The following is a 19,804-nucleotide window of genomic DNA, read 5'->3' as shown; positions in this document are numbered from 1 at the left end:
TGCTGAGTAATAAATTCTCCTCCTGCCCTCTGCCTTCTGCCTCCTGCTTTCATTTTCTAGCCATTGGTTAGGCGCAAGGACAAGCGTCGTAGTTGACCACGTAAACTAGCGTCGATTACCTGTGAGCCAACTTTGATAATTACACCACCAATCAATTCACTATCTACTCTCGTTTCTAGTTCTACTTGACGAGCATTGGTGATGGCAATGACTTTTTGTTTAATCGCTTCTTCTTGCTCTGATGACAGAGGAATAGCCGAACTTACTTCCGCTAACACAGTTTGATTCAGCTGCCGCAGCAATGCTAGATACTGCTTTAAAATCTGGTCTAAGAAGAAAATGCGTCGTTTATCTACTAACAGTAGCAAAAAGTTGCGTAAGTAAGGATTACCGCCTTCACCTAAGACTTGAGTGATTACCGCTTTTTTGCTTTCAGAGGCAACAAAGGGATTGTCGATCAAGTTCCGCAGTTGTTGAGAATTTTGCAACAAGTCTAGTAAGGAACGAGCATCGTTACCGAACTCTTCTGTCAGATTTTTTGACTGAGCTACTGACATCAACGCCTGTGCATAAGGCTGGGCGATTTCGGCTGTTTCGATATTACTTTTCATTACCGTCCTCCCACCTGAGCGATGCTACGGTCAATTAGTGCCTGTTGAACATCGTCAGCAACACCTGAGCGCAGTTGTGCTTCGACCTTTTGTAATGCCAAAGCGGCTACTCGCTGCCGCAATTCGGTAAGCGCTCGCTCTCTTTCGGTGTTTAAATCAGCTGCTGCTGTTTGTTTCAAGCGCTCTACGTCTTGCACTGCTTTATCTAACAGGGCTTGTTTAGTTGCCTGAGCGCTTTCTTCGGCTGCTTGGCGGATACGTTGTGCCTCAGCTTGAGCTTGGGTCAACTGTCCTTGTGCTTGAGAAAGAGCAGTTTGTGCTTCTTGCAAGCGTCCTTCTGCTTCCTGAATGGCAGTTTCGATATTGGATCTGCGCTCGTTCAGGATATTGCTTAAAACTTTACGTCCAAAGTAGAATAATATGCCAATCAGAATCAATAGGTTTATCAGATTGGTTTCTAAAATGTCTAGGTTTAGACCGAAACCACCTTCTGCTGCGCCTTCTGCCAATTCAGAGTGAACAGCTTGAGCTTCTGCGGCAAGTAATAAGAAAGTGCCCATGATACCCATCTACAAGTGCGCTGCTCGCTTGCTAATCAGTTTTGTGTTCCCGGAGGAAAAAAGTGACTACGAATTTTAGATTTTAAATTTTAGATTTTTTGGTTTATACTCTAGCAAAATTTTAGATTTGTGATTTCTAGATTGGGTAATTGATCTATCGTCAATCCAAAATCCAAAATTGGCTCAGTTATTCCAAAACACGTTCGCAGATTTGCTAACGCTACGCTATCGGCAATCCAAAATCTAAAATTGGCTGACACTTCATTAAGCGCTCTGGGACAAATGCCCAGTTGCGCGGATGCTTTCATTAGGCCAATAATCTTTTAGCTTATCTAGCTAGACTAGGCCCTAATAGTTTTTCTAGAATCTGCCTACCAAGAGCATCAACTTGTTGTTCTAAAGAACGCATAGCTTCCTGCTTTTGTTGCTCTATTTCTATAGCAGCTTTTTCTCGTTGAGCTTGAGCTTCTTGTTGTGCCTCAGCAATTTTCTGGGCAGTAATTTTCTTAGCTTCAGCCTGGGCGGTTTCTACAGCAATTTGCGATTGCCTGCGAGCTTCTGCTAGTTGCTGTTCATATTCTTGAGCTAGGCGTTCAGCTTTAGCTAGACGTTCCTTGGCATCAAGAGTATTGGTGCGGATGTAATTATCGCGCTCGTCCAGTACTTTTGTCAGTGGCTTATAGAAAATTACATTCAACAAGGCTGCCAACAGCAGGAACTGCAATGCCATAAAGGGCAAAGTAGCATCGAAATCAAACATTTCTCTCCTCTTTGGCTGGAGTAGCAGTTTTCATGGCTAGGAACGTTATCCAACCTTTCGTAATTTTAGAGACCCATAGCCACAAGGGTCAGGCGACATTAAAACCACTTAATACCCAAAGTCTTTCAGATGTAGAGGCGTGATGGTTCACGTCTCTACAATCAAAACTTTGAGTTCTTATGCGAAGGGGTTAGCAAACAACAGTACTAGGGCGATTACCAGACCGTAGATAGTCAAGGATTCCATGAACGCCAAGGTTAACAGCAGAGTACCGCGAATTTTGCCTTCTGCTTCTGGCTGACGAGCAATACCTTCTACTGCTTGACCAGCAGCGTTACCTTGTCCAATACCAGGGCCGATCGCAGCCAAACCAATTGCTAGAGCAGCAGCCAGAACTGAAGCAGCAGAAACTAATGGATCCATGTTGATTTTCCTTGCTTTAATTACAGAACTAACAAAAGTAAATTAACTAGTCAAAGACGTGTTTTTTCACGCTGCACCGAGTTCTCGCAAATCGCGCTTTGCGACGTTTTGAGCATTGACGCTCGTCGGAACTGTGCTAACAACTGAGGGCGTTAATGCTCCTCATGCTCTTCGCCGCCGTGTCCTTCCATCGCCTCATGAATGTATGCCCCTGCTAGGGTAGCAAACACTAGGGCTTGAATGGCACTGGTAAATAAACCCAAGGCCATTACAGGTAGAGGTACAAATAAAGGCACGAGCAGCACTAGCACCGCTACTACCAATTCATCCGCCAAGATGTTACCGAAAAGACGGAAGCTTAGGGAGAGGGGCTTAGTGAAATCTTCGAGAATGGCGATCGGCAACAATACGGGTGTTGGCTCTATGTATTTCTTGAAGTAGCCCAAACCACGTTTGCTGAAACCTGCGTAAAAATAAGCGAGGGAAGTCAGCAGTGCCAATGCTACCGTCGTATTGATGTCGTTGGTGGGAGCCGCTAATTCACCAGATGGCAGCTTGATTAGCTTCCAAGGAATTAACGCACCTGACCAGTTCGATACGAAGATAAACAAGAACAATGTACCAATAAATGGTACCCAAGGGCGGTACTCTTTCTCACCAAGTTGGTTTTTTGCTAGATCACGAATAAATTCCAGGGCGTATTCCATTAAGTTCTGGATACCACTGGGAACTTTTTGTATGTTGCGAGTAGCAGCTATGGAAGCTACTACTAGAATGCTAATCACAAACCATGAGGTGAGAAAAACTTGCCCATGAATTTTAAGATTGCCTAATTGCCAGTAGAAATGTTGACCTACTTCTAATTCGGCTAGGGGAAAAGAATTAAAGGCGTTTAAGACACTAAGCATTTGCATTCTTCAAGCATTTTCCCCAACAAGCGAGGATGGGTGTATTGTCTTTGTGAGCCTGATTTTTTAAGAATCAGGAATGAACGCAGTTTGCACCGTATAGACGAGGAGCGTGGCTTTGTATGTGAGAAATCCCAAAAATATGGGCAGTACATGTAGATCGTGCCATTGAGTTGCTATTATAATCAACCCAATAAATAGAGCAAAACGATTTTTGCTCAAACGATTTTTTTCAGCGCCAAGTCGCTCAACGTCTTTAGCCAGCATCTTTAAGTAAACCACACCTGTACACGCCCCAATTAAATAATTCAGGGCAGTGTTTAAGGAATAAAAAATCCACACAGAGATAAATATAATCCCCGTCAAAACAAGTGTGATTACCAACAACTTCTGATAGAGTTGATGAAACTCCTGCATAGAAGTGTTTACTGATTCTGTTTCCTCAAAACCAGATGGAGCATCTTGTTGTGTTGTCGGAGTGGGTGCAATTGGTTCTTCTGACAAGCTCACGGGACTTGAAACCAGTACAGCTAACTATTATGACTGCACATTCAGTCAGCTGAATCATATCACGATCCGGTAACAATACTTTAGAAAAAAACAATTAACTTCTTGTCTTTTAGCTAAAAGCAACACAAACAAACTCTCTACACACGCAAAGAGTAAATTGAGGAACTAGGCAAGGTGAGGATGTCATGCGATCGCCTAAAAAATTCCTACTTGATGTATAGTCGCTTTTTCCTCAGATAATTAAGTGACCTCCAGAAGCGTTGTGTAATCACCTATTGAATGTTTCGGAAAAGCTGGTGTTTAGAAAATTAGTTGGCGTTTGAAGAGCGTAGACGCTGAACGTCTTGTCGTTAGACATCACACCAAAGCTGAATCTAGCTAAACTCCAGCCTGTTGAATTTGTACTACCCACTGAAAAGGGCATTGCTGTGTACATTCTTAATTTACATTAGATTGGCCAAAATTGCTTGCCTCATTCCGCTTCACCGATTAGGGTAAATGCTGCCCAGTTGACTGGTAGAGAATTTTCTTTAACTCTGCCTAACATGGCTTGGCGCAGTGCTTGGGCTTTATCTGGATTGTTTTGCAGGTGTTGGTAAAACTCAGTCATGAGTGGCTGGGTTTCTTCATCGGGAATTCGCCACAGGGAAACTAAGACACTAGGAACACCAGCAGAAATTATCGAGCGAGATAGTCCAATGACACCATCACCTGTGATACGTCCCCTTCCGGTTTGACAAGCACTGATGACAAATAATTCGGCTTGCAGTCGCAAATCGAGGATTTCTTCAGCAGTTAGTAAACCGTTACCCGTTTCAGCTTGATTTTTTTGGGTTGGGTTTGGTGCTAATGCAATCCAACTTCCTAAACCGCGAATATCATCCGCCCATCCGTGGGTTGCTAAATGGATAATTCGGGCTGTTGGTAAAAGTTTTAATATTTGCGCTTTGGTTGCATATTTACCGATGATGGCTTTGGTATTTAATAGCCGCGCAATTTCTTTGGCTTCAATTTCTGCACCAGGTAAAGCTTCTAATTGTTCTGGTTTGTCGCCAATTTTGTAAGTGACACGGGGCATGATAGGATTACCGACAACTAAGGCTTGATTAGATGTGTTTCGTGTTTGTATTCTTTGTTTATGAGTTAAATCTAATACTTGAATTGAAGGTGCAGTGAGGATGGTATGTTTTTCAATGAGGTATTTATTGTCTGCATCTTTTAAAGCAGGAAAAGGTACAAAAAATAATGATTCTTGAGGGATAAAAATAACATGAGCGTTGGGGTCTTTGGGTAATTCTTGGGCGATTGGTTGGATTAGAATTTCATGGAGTTGGTGTAGCGGTTTTTTCCAAAGACGAGTGTTTGTGCCGAGAATACTTTTAACTAAATTGGCCAGATTGGTGTTTTGTGTTTGCCACAATGGTTTAAGGTCTTGGCGATGAAATGTGACTTCACCGTTAGGTTTAATTACCCAAATATAAAGTTCTGATTCTTGACTTTGTGGTTTACCTTGTACTTTGAAGTCATCATAAATAATTGAGTACTGCACCAAGGTAGAATTTTGCTGTTTGGCAATTTGTTTTATTTCGTCTATTGTTGCTGGTACGAGAGATTGCATCTCGCTGTTATCTTTGTTTAAGCGGGATGATAGTAACTCAAAAAAAGCCCTAGAGCGACCACGTTCTGATATTTCTAAGGCTGCATCGGTTTTATTTTGGGCGATGAGGATTTTTTGTAAAATGCGGTAAGTGCGACTTTGTTGCTCGAAAATTGAGACTTTGTTGGTATCAGATAATTTTTTATCTCGCAGAGATTCATAAACCTTTATTCCTTCATACAGCGTTTTTTCTGCTGCGGCGAGATTACCAGATTTGTAGAAAGCAAGTCCTAAATTGTTTAAAGACTGTCCCTCACCTCGACGGTCTTTAATTTCTCTAGCTATTGCTAAACTCTGCTGGTGGTAGTCAATGGCTTTAGGGTAGTCTCCTAAATTACGGTAAGCTATACCGAGATTCCCCAGTGCTGCACCCTCACCGAGACGGTCTTTAATTTCTCTGGCGATCGCTAATAATTGCTGGACATATTCAATGCCTTTGGGGTAGTCTCCCAGAGATAAGTAAGCATTACCGAGATTCCCTAGTGCTGTACCCTCACCTTGACGGTTTTGAATTTCCCTGGCTATTACTAAACTCTGCTGGTGGTATTCAATGGCTTTGGAGTAGTCTCCTAAATTACGGTAAGCTATACCGAGATTCCCCAGTGCTGCACCCTCAACAAAACGATCATTAATTTCTCTGGCGATCACTAAACTCTGTTGCTGGTATTCAATACCTTTGGGGTAGTCTCCTAGAGATAAGTAAGCATTACCTAGATTCGCCAGTGCTATACCTTCACTTTGACGGTCTTTGATTTCCTGGGTAATTGCTAATAATTGCTGGATGTATTCAATGGCTTTGGGGTAGTTTCCTAGAAATAAGTAAACTGTACCAAGATTTCCTAGTGATCCTCCCTCACTTCGACGGTCTTTGATTTCACGAGCTATTGCTAAACTCTGTTGCTGGTATTCAATGGCTTTTGGGTAGTTTCCTAAATAACGATAAACAATACCAAGATTGTTCAGTGATTGTGCCTCACCATGACGGTTTTTGATTTCACGAGCTATTGCTAAACTCTGCTGGTGGTAGTCAGTGGCTTTGGGGTAGTCTCCTAGCGAATAGTAAGCATTACCGAGATTTCCCAGTGATTTTCCCTCACCGAGACGGTCTTTAATTTCCGTGGAGATCGCTAAACTTTGCTGGTGGTAGTCAATGGCTTTGGGGTAGTCTCCTAGTGAATAGTAAGCATTACCGAGATTCCCTAGTGCTTTACCCTCACCAAGATGGTCTTTTATATCTCGATAAATAATTAGTGCTTGTTGCCAAGATTGTAATGCTGCTTCAAATTGACTGATTTGATACTGTTGATTACCTTGATCTAAGAGTTTATCTGCTTCGGCTTTGCGTGGGTCTGGGGTTTGTGCTGAAGCAACTAAGTTGGAGTTGAGAAGAAAATTTAGTTTGGGTAAATCTAAGTTGACGCTGAGGGTTGCAGTCAGCAAGGCGATGAGGGCATATTTGCGGAGTTTGGGGGACATAGGTTAAATTCAGCAATTTATAATGAAGCTTGCGAACTCATGCTTCTTTACAAAACACTGGGCGAAGCTGTGATTACGTAATTTGTAATTAAGAAGGTTAAATTTAGTCTAAGTTTATAGATTTTTATCTGTAGCTTTTATAAAACTCTCGTCCGCGAGTATTAAAGACTCATTCACGAGTATTAAAGACTCGTTCACGAGAATCAAAGACTCATTCACGAGTATCAAAGATTCATTTACGAATATCAAAGACTCGTCCGCGAGTATTCAAGACTCATTTACGAATATCAAAGACTCATTTACGAATATCAAAAACTCATTCACGAGTATCAAAGACTCGTCCGTGAGTATCAAAGACTCATTCACGAGTATTAAGAACTCATCTGCGAGTATCAAAGGTTCATCTGGCTTGGTGTTTGCCAGATGTAGCTTTGTAGAGTAAGTTATGGAGTGGCTATCTACTCTTACGCCAGATGAGCAAACAATAAACGTTAGTTAAGTCGAAAAACTATTACCACTCAGTTCCACGGAAAGGGTAGTTTCTGGGAATGATGTACTCTAATCCTTGTAGTAGGAAACCAAAATCTACACGAGAGAAGGGATGAGTACCGATGTTTGCAAAGTATAAGCGACCATCGGGCTTGATAAGAAATACAGCCGGTTCGCTAAATAAAGCGGGTTCACTTTCAAAATGTCCTTTGGTGAGATATAGTCCCCAACGGCGCATTTCATCGGGAGTCAGGCTGTACCCAATTGTGAGATTTTGGATATTGGCTTTAGCTTGGAATTGTTGCGCTTTTTCTAAGGAATCACCGCTGAGGGCGATCGCTTCTACACCCAGTTCTTTGAAAGCATCCAATTTTTGCTCTAAATCGGTAATATATTGTTCACAAATGGGACAGTGTAAACCTCGGTAAAACACAATCATCGTGTAATTTTGAGGGGTTTTGTCAGCTAGTTTCCAAATGTCTCCATTTAAAGTTTTGACTTCCAAAACAGGGGCTTGATTGCCCATAATTAGTTTAGGAGAGGTCGTTGTTTCGGATTGAGTAATCATAATTTTGCCGCCGATTTTATATATGCGTTTTGTTGACTAAATCCGGGTATTAATTTACCTCACGCAGAGGCGCAAAGGCGCAAAGAGAAGAAGTAAATAATGTTTTTTTAATTTCTTTGTCTAGAGATATTGCTCAAGAGAAGATTAAGTTAATAAAAATCGGCGGATTTTAGCAAGTTTTACTGAAATAAGGTAATAGAAAAATAATTCACCGCAGGATAAATCTATTTTGCAGAGATTATAAATTACAAAAAGCTCACAAAAATCACTACTATATTTTGATTTTTCATGTAAGCTTTCAAAAGCAGTTTTCATGCTCAGAACTATGACGGCCAGTAGCCCTACAATTTTAGCCTTAGACTTTGACGGAGTAATTTGCGACGGACTAATTGAATATTTTGAGGTAGCATGGCGTACCTACTGCAAACTTTGGTCGCCAGCTAACGATACGCCACCGGATGACTTGGCTTTGAGATTTTACCGTCTTCGACCAGTAATTGAAACAGGTTGGGAAATGCCTGTTTTAATTCAGGCTTTGTTAGAGGGAATGTCTGATGAACAGATTCTTCAGGAATGGACAACGATAACTCCACAAATTTTGTTAAAAAATAATTTGCAAGCCAGAGAAATCAGTGCCAACCTAGATCACTTACGGGATGAATGGATTGCGACAGATTTACAAGGTTGGCTGAATCTGCACAAATTTTATCCGGGTGTGATTGAAAAAATTAAATTGACGCTGGCTAGTAATGTGGAATTTTTCATAGTTACTACGAAAGAAGGGCGGTTTGTGCAACAATTGTTGCAGCAAGAAGGGGTAAATTTGCCTGAAACAGCTATTTTTGGCAAAGAAGTGAAACGTCCTAAGTATGAAATTCTGCGAGAGTTAATTCAGACAGCCAAGCAACAGCCAGTTAGTTTATGGTTTGTGGAAGACCGAATCAAAACTTTGCAGTTAGTTCAACAGCAAGCTGACCTGGAAGATGTGAAGCTTTTCTTAGCAGATTGGGGCTATAATACTCAACCAGAAAGGAAAGCTGCTCAAGATGACGAGCGAATTCAGTTACTATCGCTGTCACAGTTTGCCAAGAATTTCGCAGATTGGTTGTAAAAAAGTTGTAGAGACGTGATATTTTGCGTCTCTATATAATGGCTTCAGTAGGGTGAATCACCTCTAAAAATTTATGCTTGACCTGACAAAATTAGCGCGACAAATGCAAGGTTTAAGTCAGCATCTATCACTAGAAGCTGTTGCTGGTCGTCAGCGTTTAGAATTAGCGCAACAACATTTAATAAATGCTTACGCATGTCAGCAAGATTTAATTGAACGTCAAGAAAAATGGCGCGATCGCATTCTTTTTGCTAATGCTACCCCAATTGAGCCATTAGAAACTCGGATTGATATTCCTGTTCCGCCTAAAGTACATACTGTCATTGCTACCGACGGTTCACAAATTGCACCCAGTCACCATGAAATTGCTTATTGCTATCTCTTAAATATTGGCAGAGTTGTTTTACACTACGGTCAAAATCGCCATCCACTGCTTGATAGTTTGCCAGAGGTATTTTACCGCCCCGAAGATTTATATGCGTCACGTCAGTGGGGAATTAGAACTGAAGAATGGATGGGGTTTTGTCGGACAGCGAGTGAAGCAACGGTATTGGCTGAATTAGCTTGTGCGGCTAAAAGCGATGCGCCAACCTTAGCAATGGTGGATGGTTCCTTAGTTTATTGGTTTTTAGAACAGTTACCGCTTGATGCACGCGATCGCATTTTACCGCCGATTTTGCAAGCTTGGCAGCAGCTAAGGGAAGCGGGAATTCCGTTAATGGGTTATCTGAGTGCTTCTCGTAATGTTGAAGGGATTAACTTTTTGCGGTTGATGGCTTGTCCTCATCCAGTCCCTGACTGTGTGAGTTATTGTCCCAATCAGTTAGAAAAGGTTCCTTGCAAAGTTTTTGAACCTTTACGAGATACATCTTTGTGGTCTACTCAACTTCAACCAGGACAACGCGGCCCTTTGTGGCGAAGTAATGCACGAATTTTAGAATTTTATGAAGGACAAAGCATTTATTTTTGCTATGTTCATGTTGGTACGGAAATTGCCCGCATTGAAGTCCCAGCCTGGGTTGTAGAAAATAAAATTATGTTTGATGAAGCCTTGGGTTTAATGCTGGCGCAAGTTCAAAAAGGATATGGCTACCCAGTAGCGATCGCCGAAGCACATAATCAAGCTGTGGTCAGAGGTGGCGATAAAGCTCGTTTCTTCGCCCTTTTAGAAAAACAAATGATTAAAGCTGGCTTGAAAAATGTTGGTACTTCTTACAAAGAAGCTCGAAAACGAGGCAGCATTGCTTAATATTTGTAAATAATTATCAATCTTTGCCAAGGTAGTTAAATCTGCTTTTGTAACACTTCTTATTTTAATTTGATGTAGTTCATGTTTACTTAATACTTTTTTAGGGAAATATATACTTAGTAAATTGGGTAACAAAAACTATTCGTACTCGACAACGCAAAGTTATTAGGTGAATATAATCACCAAAAACTAGCATGGAAGTGTAAAGGCGGCCGTGGATAGTAATAATTTTTTATTGCTAATAATCGACTAATTTTATCTTGTCGAGTTGCTAGTAATTAATTGGCATGACTTGGGAAATTGTGAAAATAAACTAATTCTCACAAATCAATATTTTCAAAATTTATAAAGTCAAACAAAACTGGCAAACTTGATTATGCAAATACAAGTGCAATTAAATCATCACCAATCAAAAGAGCAATATTCTCGATTCTTTTCTTTATCTTTAGATTTATTATGTATTGCTGGATTTGATGGTTATTTTAAGGAAATTAATCCAGCTTGGACACAAATATTAGGTTGGTCAGAACAGGATTTATTAGGTAAGCCATTTATTGAATTTGTACATTCTGAAGATAAAAATAACACGATTTTAGAAGCCCAAAAACTAGCAATGTCTTTTGAGACAATTCGCTTTGAAAATCGCTATTTATGCCGAGATGGCTCATATAAATGGCTTTCTTGGTCTTGTACTCCATTTAGCGAAGAAAATTTGATTTATGCTGTAGCTCGTGACATCACGCTGCAAAAAGAAAGTGAGATGGCATTGCAAAAAAATATTCAAGAGTTAGAAGCATTCAAATTTGCTTTAAATGCTCATTCTTTAGTCGCTATTACTGATACAACTGGGAGAATCAATTATGCCAACGATAAATTCTGTGAAATTTCACAATACTCTAGAGAAGAATTGTTAGGGCAAGACCATCGCATAATTAATTCTGGATATCATTCTCAGGAATTTTTCGCAAATTTATGGCAGACTATTGCCGCAGGCAAAATCTGGAGAGGCGAAATTAGGAATAAAGCTAAAGATAATAGTTTTTATTGGGTAGATACACTGATTGCACCGATGTTGAATAAGGACGGTAAACCACAGCAATATGTAGCTATTCGCACCGATATCACACAACGTAAGTTTGCCGATTTAGCTTTATTTGAGCGATCGCGTTTATCATTATTAAGTGCAGAGGTCAGTTTAGTCTTATCTCAAAGTGGCACGTTGTCAGATATTCTCCAAAGTTGTCTAAATACGATATCGAGTTATCTTGATGTTAACTGGATACATATCTGGACTTTTGAACAGCAAACACAGCCATTAGAGTTCCAAGCTGGTGTGCATTGCCAAGATGCTAATTGTAGGGCTTTAAGTAATAACCAAGATTTTCCTAATCATATCATCATAGCCAACAAAATTGTTGAGCTAATGTCTCACAATTATCGACCAATTTTGAATGAAGAAGTCAGCATTCATTCTCAAGATAACTTACTTGATTCAACATCTGCCATTTTGCGGTTTTCTGCTTATCCCTTAATTGTAGAACAGCAATTAATTGGCATCATGACTTTGTTTAGCCAGGAATTATTTAATGAAACCACCCATAACTTGTTAAATTGGATTGCTAATAATATTGCTGTTGCTATTGATAGAATTTGGGCTAGGGAAGAACTATTAAGTCGTCGAGAAGCCTTATTACTACAACTTGCTAGTCAAATTCGGAGTTCTCTTGACCTCGATACAATTTTAGAAACGGCTGTTAATGAAATTCGCAGTTTATTACAAATTGACCGTTGCTACTTTCTGCAATATTCTCCCGATTTTCTGCAAACTAATCTAACGATTACTCATGAAGCACGGAACCCTAAATTACCTACTATGTTAGGTAATGTGTCGCTGCAAAATCATGATATTTTATCAGAAATGCTGCTAACTAAAGAATTAGTCTGCATCAATAGTAGCCACGAAGATTTTTCTAGTCAGCCACGGATACAAGCACTATTAAGTGAATTTGGCATTACAGCGCAATTACTATTACCAGTTAAAAGCAATTCTGGTGAATTTGGCGCAATCGTTTGCAGCCATTGTGATGACGATCGCATTTGGAGTAATAGTGATATTGGATTGTTGCAAGCTGTGACAGATCAATTAGCGATCGCCATTGATCATGCCCAATTATATACTCAAAGCCGGGCTGCAACTCTAGCTGCCCAAACTCAAGCAGAACAACTCACTCAAGCTTTACATCAATTGCAGCAAACTCAATCTCAACTAATTCAACATGAAAAAATGTCGAGTTTGGGACAATTAGTAGCTGGAGTTGCTCATGAAATCAACAATCCAGTTAACTTTATTCATGGCAACATTAATTATGCCAGTGAATATGTTGAAGACTTAATTAAGTTGCTAAATCTTTATCAAGAACATTATCCCGAACCTACATCAGAAATTGCCGAACTGGCGACAGAAGTTGATTTAGACTTTATTACCGATGACTTATCAAAACTTCTAACTTCCATGAAAATGGGAACTAACCGCATTCGAGAAATTGTTTTGAGCTTGCGAAATTTTTCCCGCTTGGATGAAGCTGATAAAAAATTAGTTGATATCCATGAAGGTATTGAAAATACTTTGCTAATTTTGCATCATCGCTGGAAGAATAACGGTATTGGCTTAAATATATCTATTATTAGAGAATACAATAATTTGCCGTTAATTGATTGTTATCCTGGGCAATTAAATCAGGTATTGATGAATATTTTAACCAATGCGATTGATGCTTTAGAAGAGTCAATAATTCAAGCAAAAAACTCAACAGATAATGACAAAGAAGCACTGCAACCTTTCATTTTGATTCGTACAGAATATTTGGACAATAATTTTATCTCTATCAAAATTGCTGATAATGGTTCTGGAATGACAGAAGATGTTATAAACCGTTTATTTGATCCATTTTTTACCACCAAGCCTATAGGTAAAGGCACAGGTTTAGGTTTATCTATTAGCTACCAAATTATTGTGGAAAAACATGGCGGTAGTTTGGAATGTTTCTCAAAACCAGGCAAAGGGACAGAATTTTTAATTAAAATTCCCGTAAGGTTAAATTAGAAACACTGCCAGCGATCGCCTAAACTATCTAACATAGGAATAGTGATACAACGGTAAGCTATGCAAAATACCAATCAAGTTAGCACTACAGGGCTAAGTTTAGAGCTATTCCATGTCCAGACAAACACTGCTTTTAACTTACCACCAAACCTGATGGTGATTCGGGTTGGTAAGCCAAATGATCAACATCCACCTGATATTGATGTTTCTAGTTTGCCAAATGCAGAGGTAGTTTCTCGCATTCATGCTCAAATTCGGATAGATTCTAGCAATTACTTAATTGAAGACTTAGGTAGTGTTAACGGCACATTTGTCAACGATATCAAGCTAGAACCTGGAATTACACATCATTTAAAAGTAGGCGATCGCATCGACCTTGGGCAAGGACATTCTGTCACTTTTATTTTTCAAAATTCCCCAACACATCCACAAATATTACTGACATCTGCTCAAATCACTCAAATTGCACCCCAACTAGTTGAACAAAATAAACCAATTGTGGTAGATAAAACAACTAAGCTCATAGGTTTGACTTTGATAGTTGCCAGCATCGTAATTTCCACCGCCAATATTAGAATTGGCATATTTTTTGGTCTTCCAAGCGTAATTTTATGTTTTGTGGGAATTTTTGTATTGTGTCAACAAAGAATTAACCGCAATCTAGGCTGGATTTTGATTGCATTAGGCATCGCCATTATGATATTTACCGGGCGAATTTTTGCCTCAGTTAACCTCTTACTTTTACTAGTAACCTCAACGTTATTTTTTACAGGATATTTGCTTTTTACAACAGGTAAAATATTTGGTTATGATTGGCGATCGCTGCAAAAAATAATTAATCAATAGAAAAAAGGTTACGCTGTGAGCATAACCTTGGTTTTCTGTACTATTTGAATTTAATAATTAGGTTTTTGCAAGTTTTTAAACAATCACAAAATTGCTTACATTCAATGCAGGCGTACCAGATAGTTGTGCTAGTTGCACCTGTCTAAATGCACCAGCATTGCCATCTTGGTCAAAATACAGCGCACCAGTCGTGTTGTTATAGACAAATCGCTGATCACTAGTAGTTGCAGATGTTCCCAAATTAAACTGACTAATTGATAGCGCACCTGCTAATAAACCACCACCAAAACCAGCAGCTGATATCTGAATGATGTCATTAGTGATGCTGAAGTCAGTAATAGTATCAGTCCCTTCATTGAAACTATTAAAGACAAAAGTATCTGCACCACCACCCCCAGTGATGAGATCGCTACCTCTGCCGCCTATGAGAATATCATTGCCATTACCACCGATGAGGGTATCATTACCCAGTCCACCGTCGAGGGTGTTATTCCCAGTCGCACCCACAGCCGACAGAGTATCATTTCCACTGTCACCAGAGAGTAGGTTATTACCGCTGGAATAATCCACAGTTAATATATCGTTACCATTGCCACCGTAGAGGGTGTTATTCCCAAAAGAACCAATAGCAGACAATTCATCATTACCAACACCACCATCAAGTAGGTTAATTCCTTCGGAATACTCCACACTTAATCTGTCATTACCACCTCTGGCAGTGAGGGTGTTATTGCCTATTGAAGCATCTGCCAACAGCACATCATCAGCATTATCACCATTAAGGGTGTTATTGCCGCTAGATTGATTCACATTTAAGATATTACTCCCAGCGCCACCATTGAGGGTATTATTACCAGCTGAACCAATCGCCGACAGATGATCATCGCCACTACCACCATCAAGGGTGTTATTACCGATTGATTCATCTGCATCTAATGTATCGTCGCCGGCATTACCTATAAGAGTGTTATCACCCTCGGAACGATAAGCAGTCAGGATATCGTTACCGTTGTAACCATTCAGCAGGTTATCTCCTGTGGAATCATGAACATCTAGAGTATCGTCGCCTTCGCCACCGTTGAGGTTGTTATTCCCAGATGTTCCAATTGCAGAAATATAATCATTACCAGCGCCGCCGTTAATTACATCATCACCACCACTACCACCAGAAAGTGTATCGTTACCGTTAGTTCCTACAATATTGTCATTGTAGGCTGTACCGATAAGGGTTAGGCTTTCTATGTTGCCGTAGTTAACCCGATTTGTGCCTGCGGTGATTCTACCGCTGTTGGTTAAAGCATTATATGTGGAGGTAATACCAGCGGTAGCATGGCTGTAATCAACTGAAAGGCGATCGTATCCTTCTCCACCATCAACTGTCTGTACAGCCAGTGGTGTTAATTCTTGCAATGCAGTGCTGAGGTAGATTGCGTCATCACCTGCGCCGCTATTGAGGGTGTTATTCCCTGATGCACCAAGGGCAGAAAGCTCATCATTACCAATACCACCATCAAGTAGGTTATTACCTGTGGAGTTATCAATATTTAAGGTGTCGTTACCTTCACCACCATTGAGGGTGTTGTTCCCAAAAGCACCAACAGCAGAAAGCTCATCATTACCGCTACCACCATCAAGTAGGTTATTGCCACTGGATTGATCCACAATTAATCTGTCGTTACCGCCTTCACCATTAAGGGTGTTGTTTCCCTCGGAACCAACCGCCGACAGATAATCATCCCCTACACCACCATAAAGCAAGTTATTGCCGGTTGACTGATCGACACTTAAGATATCTGCCCCAGTACCACCGTTGAGGGTGTTAATTCCCGATGAAGCGATCGCCGAGAGATAGTCATCACCAGCACCACCGTTGAGAGTATTGCTACCAGTTGATTCATCCGCATCTAATGAATCGTCACCAGCATCGCCGTTGAGGGTGTTATCGCCAGATGAACGATAAGCCGAAAGGGTATCGTTACCGTTATTCCCATTCAGTTGGTTATCACCTGTGGAATCACTCACATCTAATCTATCGTTCTCATTACCACCGTTGAGGATGTTATTTCCCTGGGAAGCAATAGCTGTAATATAGTCATCACCCGCATTACCATTGAGGGTGTTATTACCTGTAGAATTGTCAATGTTTAACGTGTCTTGACCGTTCCCACCATTAAGGGTGTTATTTCCAGCAGCACCAATAGCAGACAGTTCATCATTACCAGCACCACCTTCAAGTAGGTTACTTCCGTCTGAATCATCCACAATTAGTCTGTCGTTACCTGCATCACCTCGGAGGGTGTTATTGCCAAATGACGCAATGGCAGACAGTTCATCATTATCATTGCCACCATTCAACACATTATTGCCGATTGAGTGATCGACATTTAATATATCTTCCCCATTTGCGCCGATGAGGGTGTTATTCCCCTGGGAAGCAACTGCTGACAAATAATCATCACCAGCACCACCATTTAACACATTATTGCCGATGGACTGATCGACATTTAAGATATCGTTCTCATTGGCACCGATGAGGGTGTTATTCCCTGATGAAGCGATCGCCGAGAGATAGTCATCACCTGTACCACCGTTGAGAGTATTGCTACCAGTTGATTCATCCACATCTAATGTATCGCCATCTGCACCACCATTGAGGGTGTTATCACCAGATGAGCGATAAGCGGTCAGGGTATCGTTACCGTTATTCCCATTCAGTTGGTTATCCCCTGTGGAATCACTCACATTTAATACATCATCACCTGTACCACCGGTGAGTCGGTTATTTCCAGATGAAGCGATCGCTGTAATATAATCATTACCCTCACCACCATTGAGTCGGTTATTCCCTGTAGAATCGTCAACGTTTAACGTGTCTTGATTGGTACCACCATCAAGAATGTTATTCCCAAAAGTACCAACAGCAGAAAGCTCATCATTACCGCTACCACCATCAAGTAGGTTGTTACCGATGGATTGATCTACAATTAATCTGTCGTTACCGCCTTCACCATTGAGGGTGTTGTTATTTCCCGCGGAACCAACCGCCGACAGATAATCATCACCAGCACCACCAAAAAGCAGGTTAGGACCGGTTGACTGATCGATGTTTAAGATATCGTCCCCATTCCCACCGTTGAAGATGTTAGTTCCAGTTGAAGCGATCGCCGAGAGATAGTCATCACCAGCATCACCGATGAGGATGTTAATTCCAGTTGATTCATCCGCATCTAATGTATCGTCACCAGAACCACCACTGAGGATGTTATATCCAGATGAACGATAAGCCGAAAGGGTATCGTTACCGCTATTCCCATTCAGCTGGTTATCACCTGTGGAATCACTCACATCTAATCTATCGTTCTGATCACCACCGTTGAGGATGTTATTTCCCGATGAAGCGATCGCCGTAATATAATCATCACTCGCATCACCATTGAGGGTGTTATTGCCTGTAGAATTGTCAGCGCTTAACGTGTCTTGACCGTTCCCACCATTAAGGGTGTTATTGCCAGCAGCACCAATAGCAGACAGTTCATCACTACCAGCACCACCTTCAAGTAGGTTACTTCCGTCAGAAGAATCCACAATTATTCTGTCATCACCTGCACCACCTCGGAGGGTGTTATTGCCAAATGACGCAATGGCAGAAAGATAATCATCATCATCTTCACCATTCAACACATTATTGCCAATTGACTGATCGACATTTAAGATGTCTTCCCCATTTGCGCCGATGAGAGTGTTATTCCCCTCGGAACCAACTGCCGACAAATAATCATCACCACCACCACCATTGAGTCGGTTATTGCCTGTTGATTCATCCGCATCTAAGATATCGTTCCCATTGGCACCGTTGAGGATGCTATTTCCTGATGAACTATAAACCGAAAGGGTATCATCACCAACCCCACCATCTAGATTGTCGTCACCGCCATTACCTGTGAGGGTATCATTTCCCGCAAAGCCTCTAATAATATCATCGCCTGGTGTGCCAATGAGATTATCATTGCCATTGGTGCCATTAATTGCCATAACTTTTACCTAAAATAAATCGATTGTTTCAGTAAATAGAAAGTTTTCAAATTACAGATTTTGCTGTTTTAAGCAACAAAAAATCTCCCAAAAGTTGTGACTTTCAGTATATTTTTGTCAGCTAGAAGCAATACAATTTGGTTAAATTTCCAATGCACAATTTGCAACATAATATTGGCTTTTGCTGTCGCATTAACTAAGTACAAACATATTTAACTGAAGCACATTAGATCATATAATGACAGTAATTTTTTATAAAGTTTTACCTATTGATTAAAAAAAAACACAAATGGATAACATGTTTATTTTCCCGCCTCATTACTAATTCTGATTGAATATGATTCTTAAAAATCTCTTATGCTTAGGCGGTGAAAAGCGCTATCGAAACAATACCAATTTAAATAATCTCGACTATACATTAATCTTTCAGACAAGCGAAATCCAACACTCTTTGATTATTATCAAAGAGTGAATACATGCTCCTAGCCAGCTATCTGCTGTATTGTGTTTTTTAAATTGGTATGTATTATATTTTTAGCCGTTATCTCTGCACTATCTGTGCCTCTATAAATTCCCAGACAAACATTTATGTTTAGGCTTTATTTCAACCATCCTTTGATCATTAGCGATCGCTAATCAAGCATCGACAAATCAAGCTTAAAGATGTATGTGACACAGAAAGGCGCTCCCATGATGTCATTGTGGGCTATTGCCTATGATTATTTAGCTTAGTAGCTAGGTAATATCTAAATAATTTATTTAAATTGTACTGTATATTTACTGAGGTGTCTATTCTCACTAAAGGCATCTTTACATACTCTTTACAGTCATTAGCAAAGGTATATAAATAAGCATACCAATACTTGTATTTGTGTATTATTCACTTTTTGATAGCAAAGAAATATGTTAAAGGAAGTAAATAGAGAAATTTCCTTTAATAAAACTGGGCTTACTTCAGTCGCTTTGGGTAGATATCGACAGGATAATTATGTAATCCATAATGAATGTAAAATAAAAAGATTATTAACCTATTCCTTTATCTATGGTGATGAGGATTTAGAATTACTATTCAAGCTTTTGTAATTTTTCGGTATTGATAAAGATTGTTAATTTTTTTGTAGATATGAAATTTTTTGCGGAAATTTACAATCAATTTATAACTCCTGAATACAACTTGTGCATGATACAAAGTCTTGATGTACTAGCCAAAGTTTGGATATGGGATAATTCACCTAAAGGAAAGCATAAATAGAAAATTTTGCTTAAATTATTTTTTGCGAAGCTTATATTTTAGATTGAAAAAAGAACTTTACCCCTTAACATTTTTTCAAGTCAGCCATTTAACTGGAATAACAATAAAAATTATTTATTAAAAGGCGCATATCTGTAAGTCTGACATTAAGGCTTACACTAGTACCACAAGGCGGAAGCCAAAAGTCAAATGATTTTAAATTAGAAAAATTGCCCAGCCTGGGATTATTGAGAATGTTGCAAGCTAGGA

At 40.0% G+C, this 19,804-nt stretch carries 13 protein-coding genes; 4 read left to right on the top strand and 9 right to left on the bottom strand.

Going from position 1 to position 19,804, the window contains the following annotated elements; all coding sequences use genetic code 11:
• Positions 1-56: 56 nt before the first annotated feature.
• From atpH to AC504W_RS23770, 8 genes are all read right to left on the bottom strand, one after another.
• A complete protein-coding gene (gene atpH, locus AC504W_RS23805; protein ID WP_494874668.1) occupies positions 57-611 on the bottom strand; it encodes an ATP synthase F1 subunit delta in 555 nt (184 codons plus the stop codon).
• Positions 611-1,180 carry a F0F1 ATP synthase subunit B gene (locus AC504W_RS23800; protein WP_494874667.1) on the bottom strand — a complete coding sequence of 190 codons (570 nt, stop codon included), beginning with the start codon at positions 1,178-1,180 and terminating at the stop codon, positions 611-613. Before AC504W_RS23800 ends, atpH begins: the two co-directional genes overlap by 1 nt.
• Positions 1,181-1,499: 319 nt before the next feature.
• Positions 1,500-1,931, bottom strand: a complete 432-nt coding sequence (locus tag AC504W_RS23795; RefSeq protein ID WP_096580582.1) for a F0F1 ATP synthase subunit B' — start codon at positions 1,929-1,931, stop codon at positions 1,500-1,502.
• Between the two features lie 177 nt (positions 1,932-2,108).
• Entirely contained in the window at positions 2,109-2,354 is a 246-nt protein-coding gene (gene atpE / locus AC504W_RS23790; RefSeq protein WP_015112744.1) for an ATP synthase F0 subunit C, read from the bottom strand.
• Between the two features lie 152 nt (positions 2,355-2,506).
• Positions 2,507-3,268 carry a F0F1 ATP synthase subunit A gene (gene atpB, locus AC504W_RS23785; protein ID WP_015112743.1) on the bottom strand — a complete coding sequence of 254 codons (762 nt, stop codon included), beginning with the start codon at positions 3,266-3,268 and terminating at the stop codon, positions 2,507-2,509.
• 60 nt (positions 3,269-3,328) lie between these two features.
• Positions 3,329-3,772 (bottom strand): ATP synthase subunit I, encoded by a 444-nt coding sequence (locus tag AC504W_RS23780; RefSeq protein WP_494874665.1) that lies wholly within the window; start codon positions 3,770-3,772, stop codon positions 3,329-3,331.
• A 472-nt stretch (positions 3,773-4,244) separates the two neighbouring features.
• Positions 4,245-6,905: a CHAT domain-containing protein gene (locus AC504W_RS23775; protein ID WP_494874663.1), complete on the bottom strand. Its 2,661-nt coding sequence runs from the start codon at positions 6,903-6,905 to the stop codon at positions 4,245-4,247.
• 511 nt (positions 6,906-7,416) lie between these two features.
• On the bottom strand, positions 7,417-7,962 hold the full coding sequence (locus tag AC504W_RS23770) for a peroxiredoxin-like family protein (protein WP_494874662.1): 546 nt from the start codon (positions 7,960-7,962) through the stop codon (positions 7,417-7,419).
• A gap of 325 nt (positions 7,963-8,287) precedes the next feature.
• On the opposite strand from AC504W_RS23770, the gene AC504W_RS23765 reads away from it, so the two are divergent.
• The 4 genes from AC504W_RS23765 to AC504W_RS23750 all read left to right on the top strand — a co-directional run bounded on the left by AC504W_RS23765 (position 8,288) and on the right by AC504W_RS23750 (position 14,271).
• Positions 8,288-9,073, top strand: coding sequence for an HAD family hydrolase (locus AC504W_RS23765; RefSeq protein WP_494874661.1), 786 nt, complete (start codon positions 8,288-8,290; stop codon positions 9,071-9,073).
• 73 nt (positions 9,074-9,146) lie between these two features.
• Positions 9,147-10,322 carry a DNA double-strand break repair nuclease NurA gene (locus tag AC504W_RS23760; protein WP_494874660.1) on the top strand — a complete coding sequence of 392 codons (1,176 nt, stop codon included), beginning with the start codon at positions 9,147-9,149 and terminating at the stop codon, positions 10,320-10,322.
• Between the two features lie 376 nt (positions 10,323-10,698).
• On the top strand, positions 10,699-13,425 hold the full coding sequence (locus AC504W_RS23755; RefSeq protein ID WP_494874659.1) for a PAS domain S-box protein: 2,727 nt from the start codon (positions 10,699-10,701) through the stop codon (positions 13,423-13,425).
• 60 nt (positions 13,426-13,485) lie between these two features.
• Positions 13,486-14,271 carry an FHA domain-containing protein gene (locus AC504W_RS23750; protein ID WP_494874658.1) on the top strand — a complete coding sequence of 262 codons (786 nt, stop codon included), beginning with the start codon at positions 13,486-13,488 and terminating at the stop codon, positions 14,269-14,271.
• A 75-nt stretch (positions 14,272-14,346) separates the two neighbouring features.
• On the opposite strand, the gene AC504W_RS23745 is transcribed toward AC504W_RS23750, so the two are convergent.
• Complete coding sequence (locus AC504W_RS23745) at positions 14,347-18,303, bottom strand: beta strand repeat-containing protein (RefSeq protein WP_494874657.1); 3,957 nt, start codon at positions 18,301-18,303, stop codon at positions 14,347-14,349.
• Positions 18,304-19,804: the final 1,501 nt, after the last annotated feature.

The sequence above is a fragment of the Nostoc sp. C96 genome, assembly GCF_059384975.1.
Note: the sequence above shows the minus strand (reverse complement) of the source record. Positions and strands in the feature narration are given on the sequence as shown.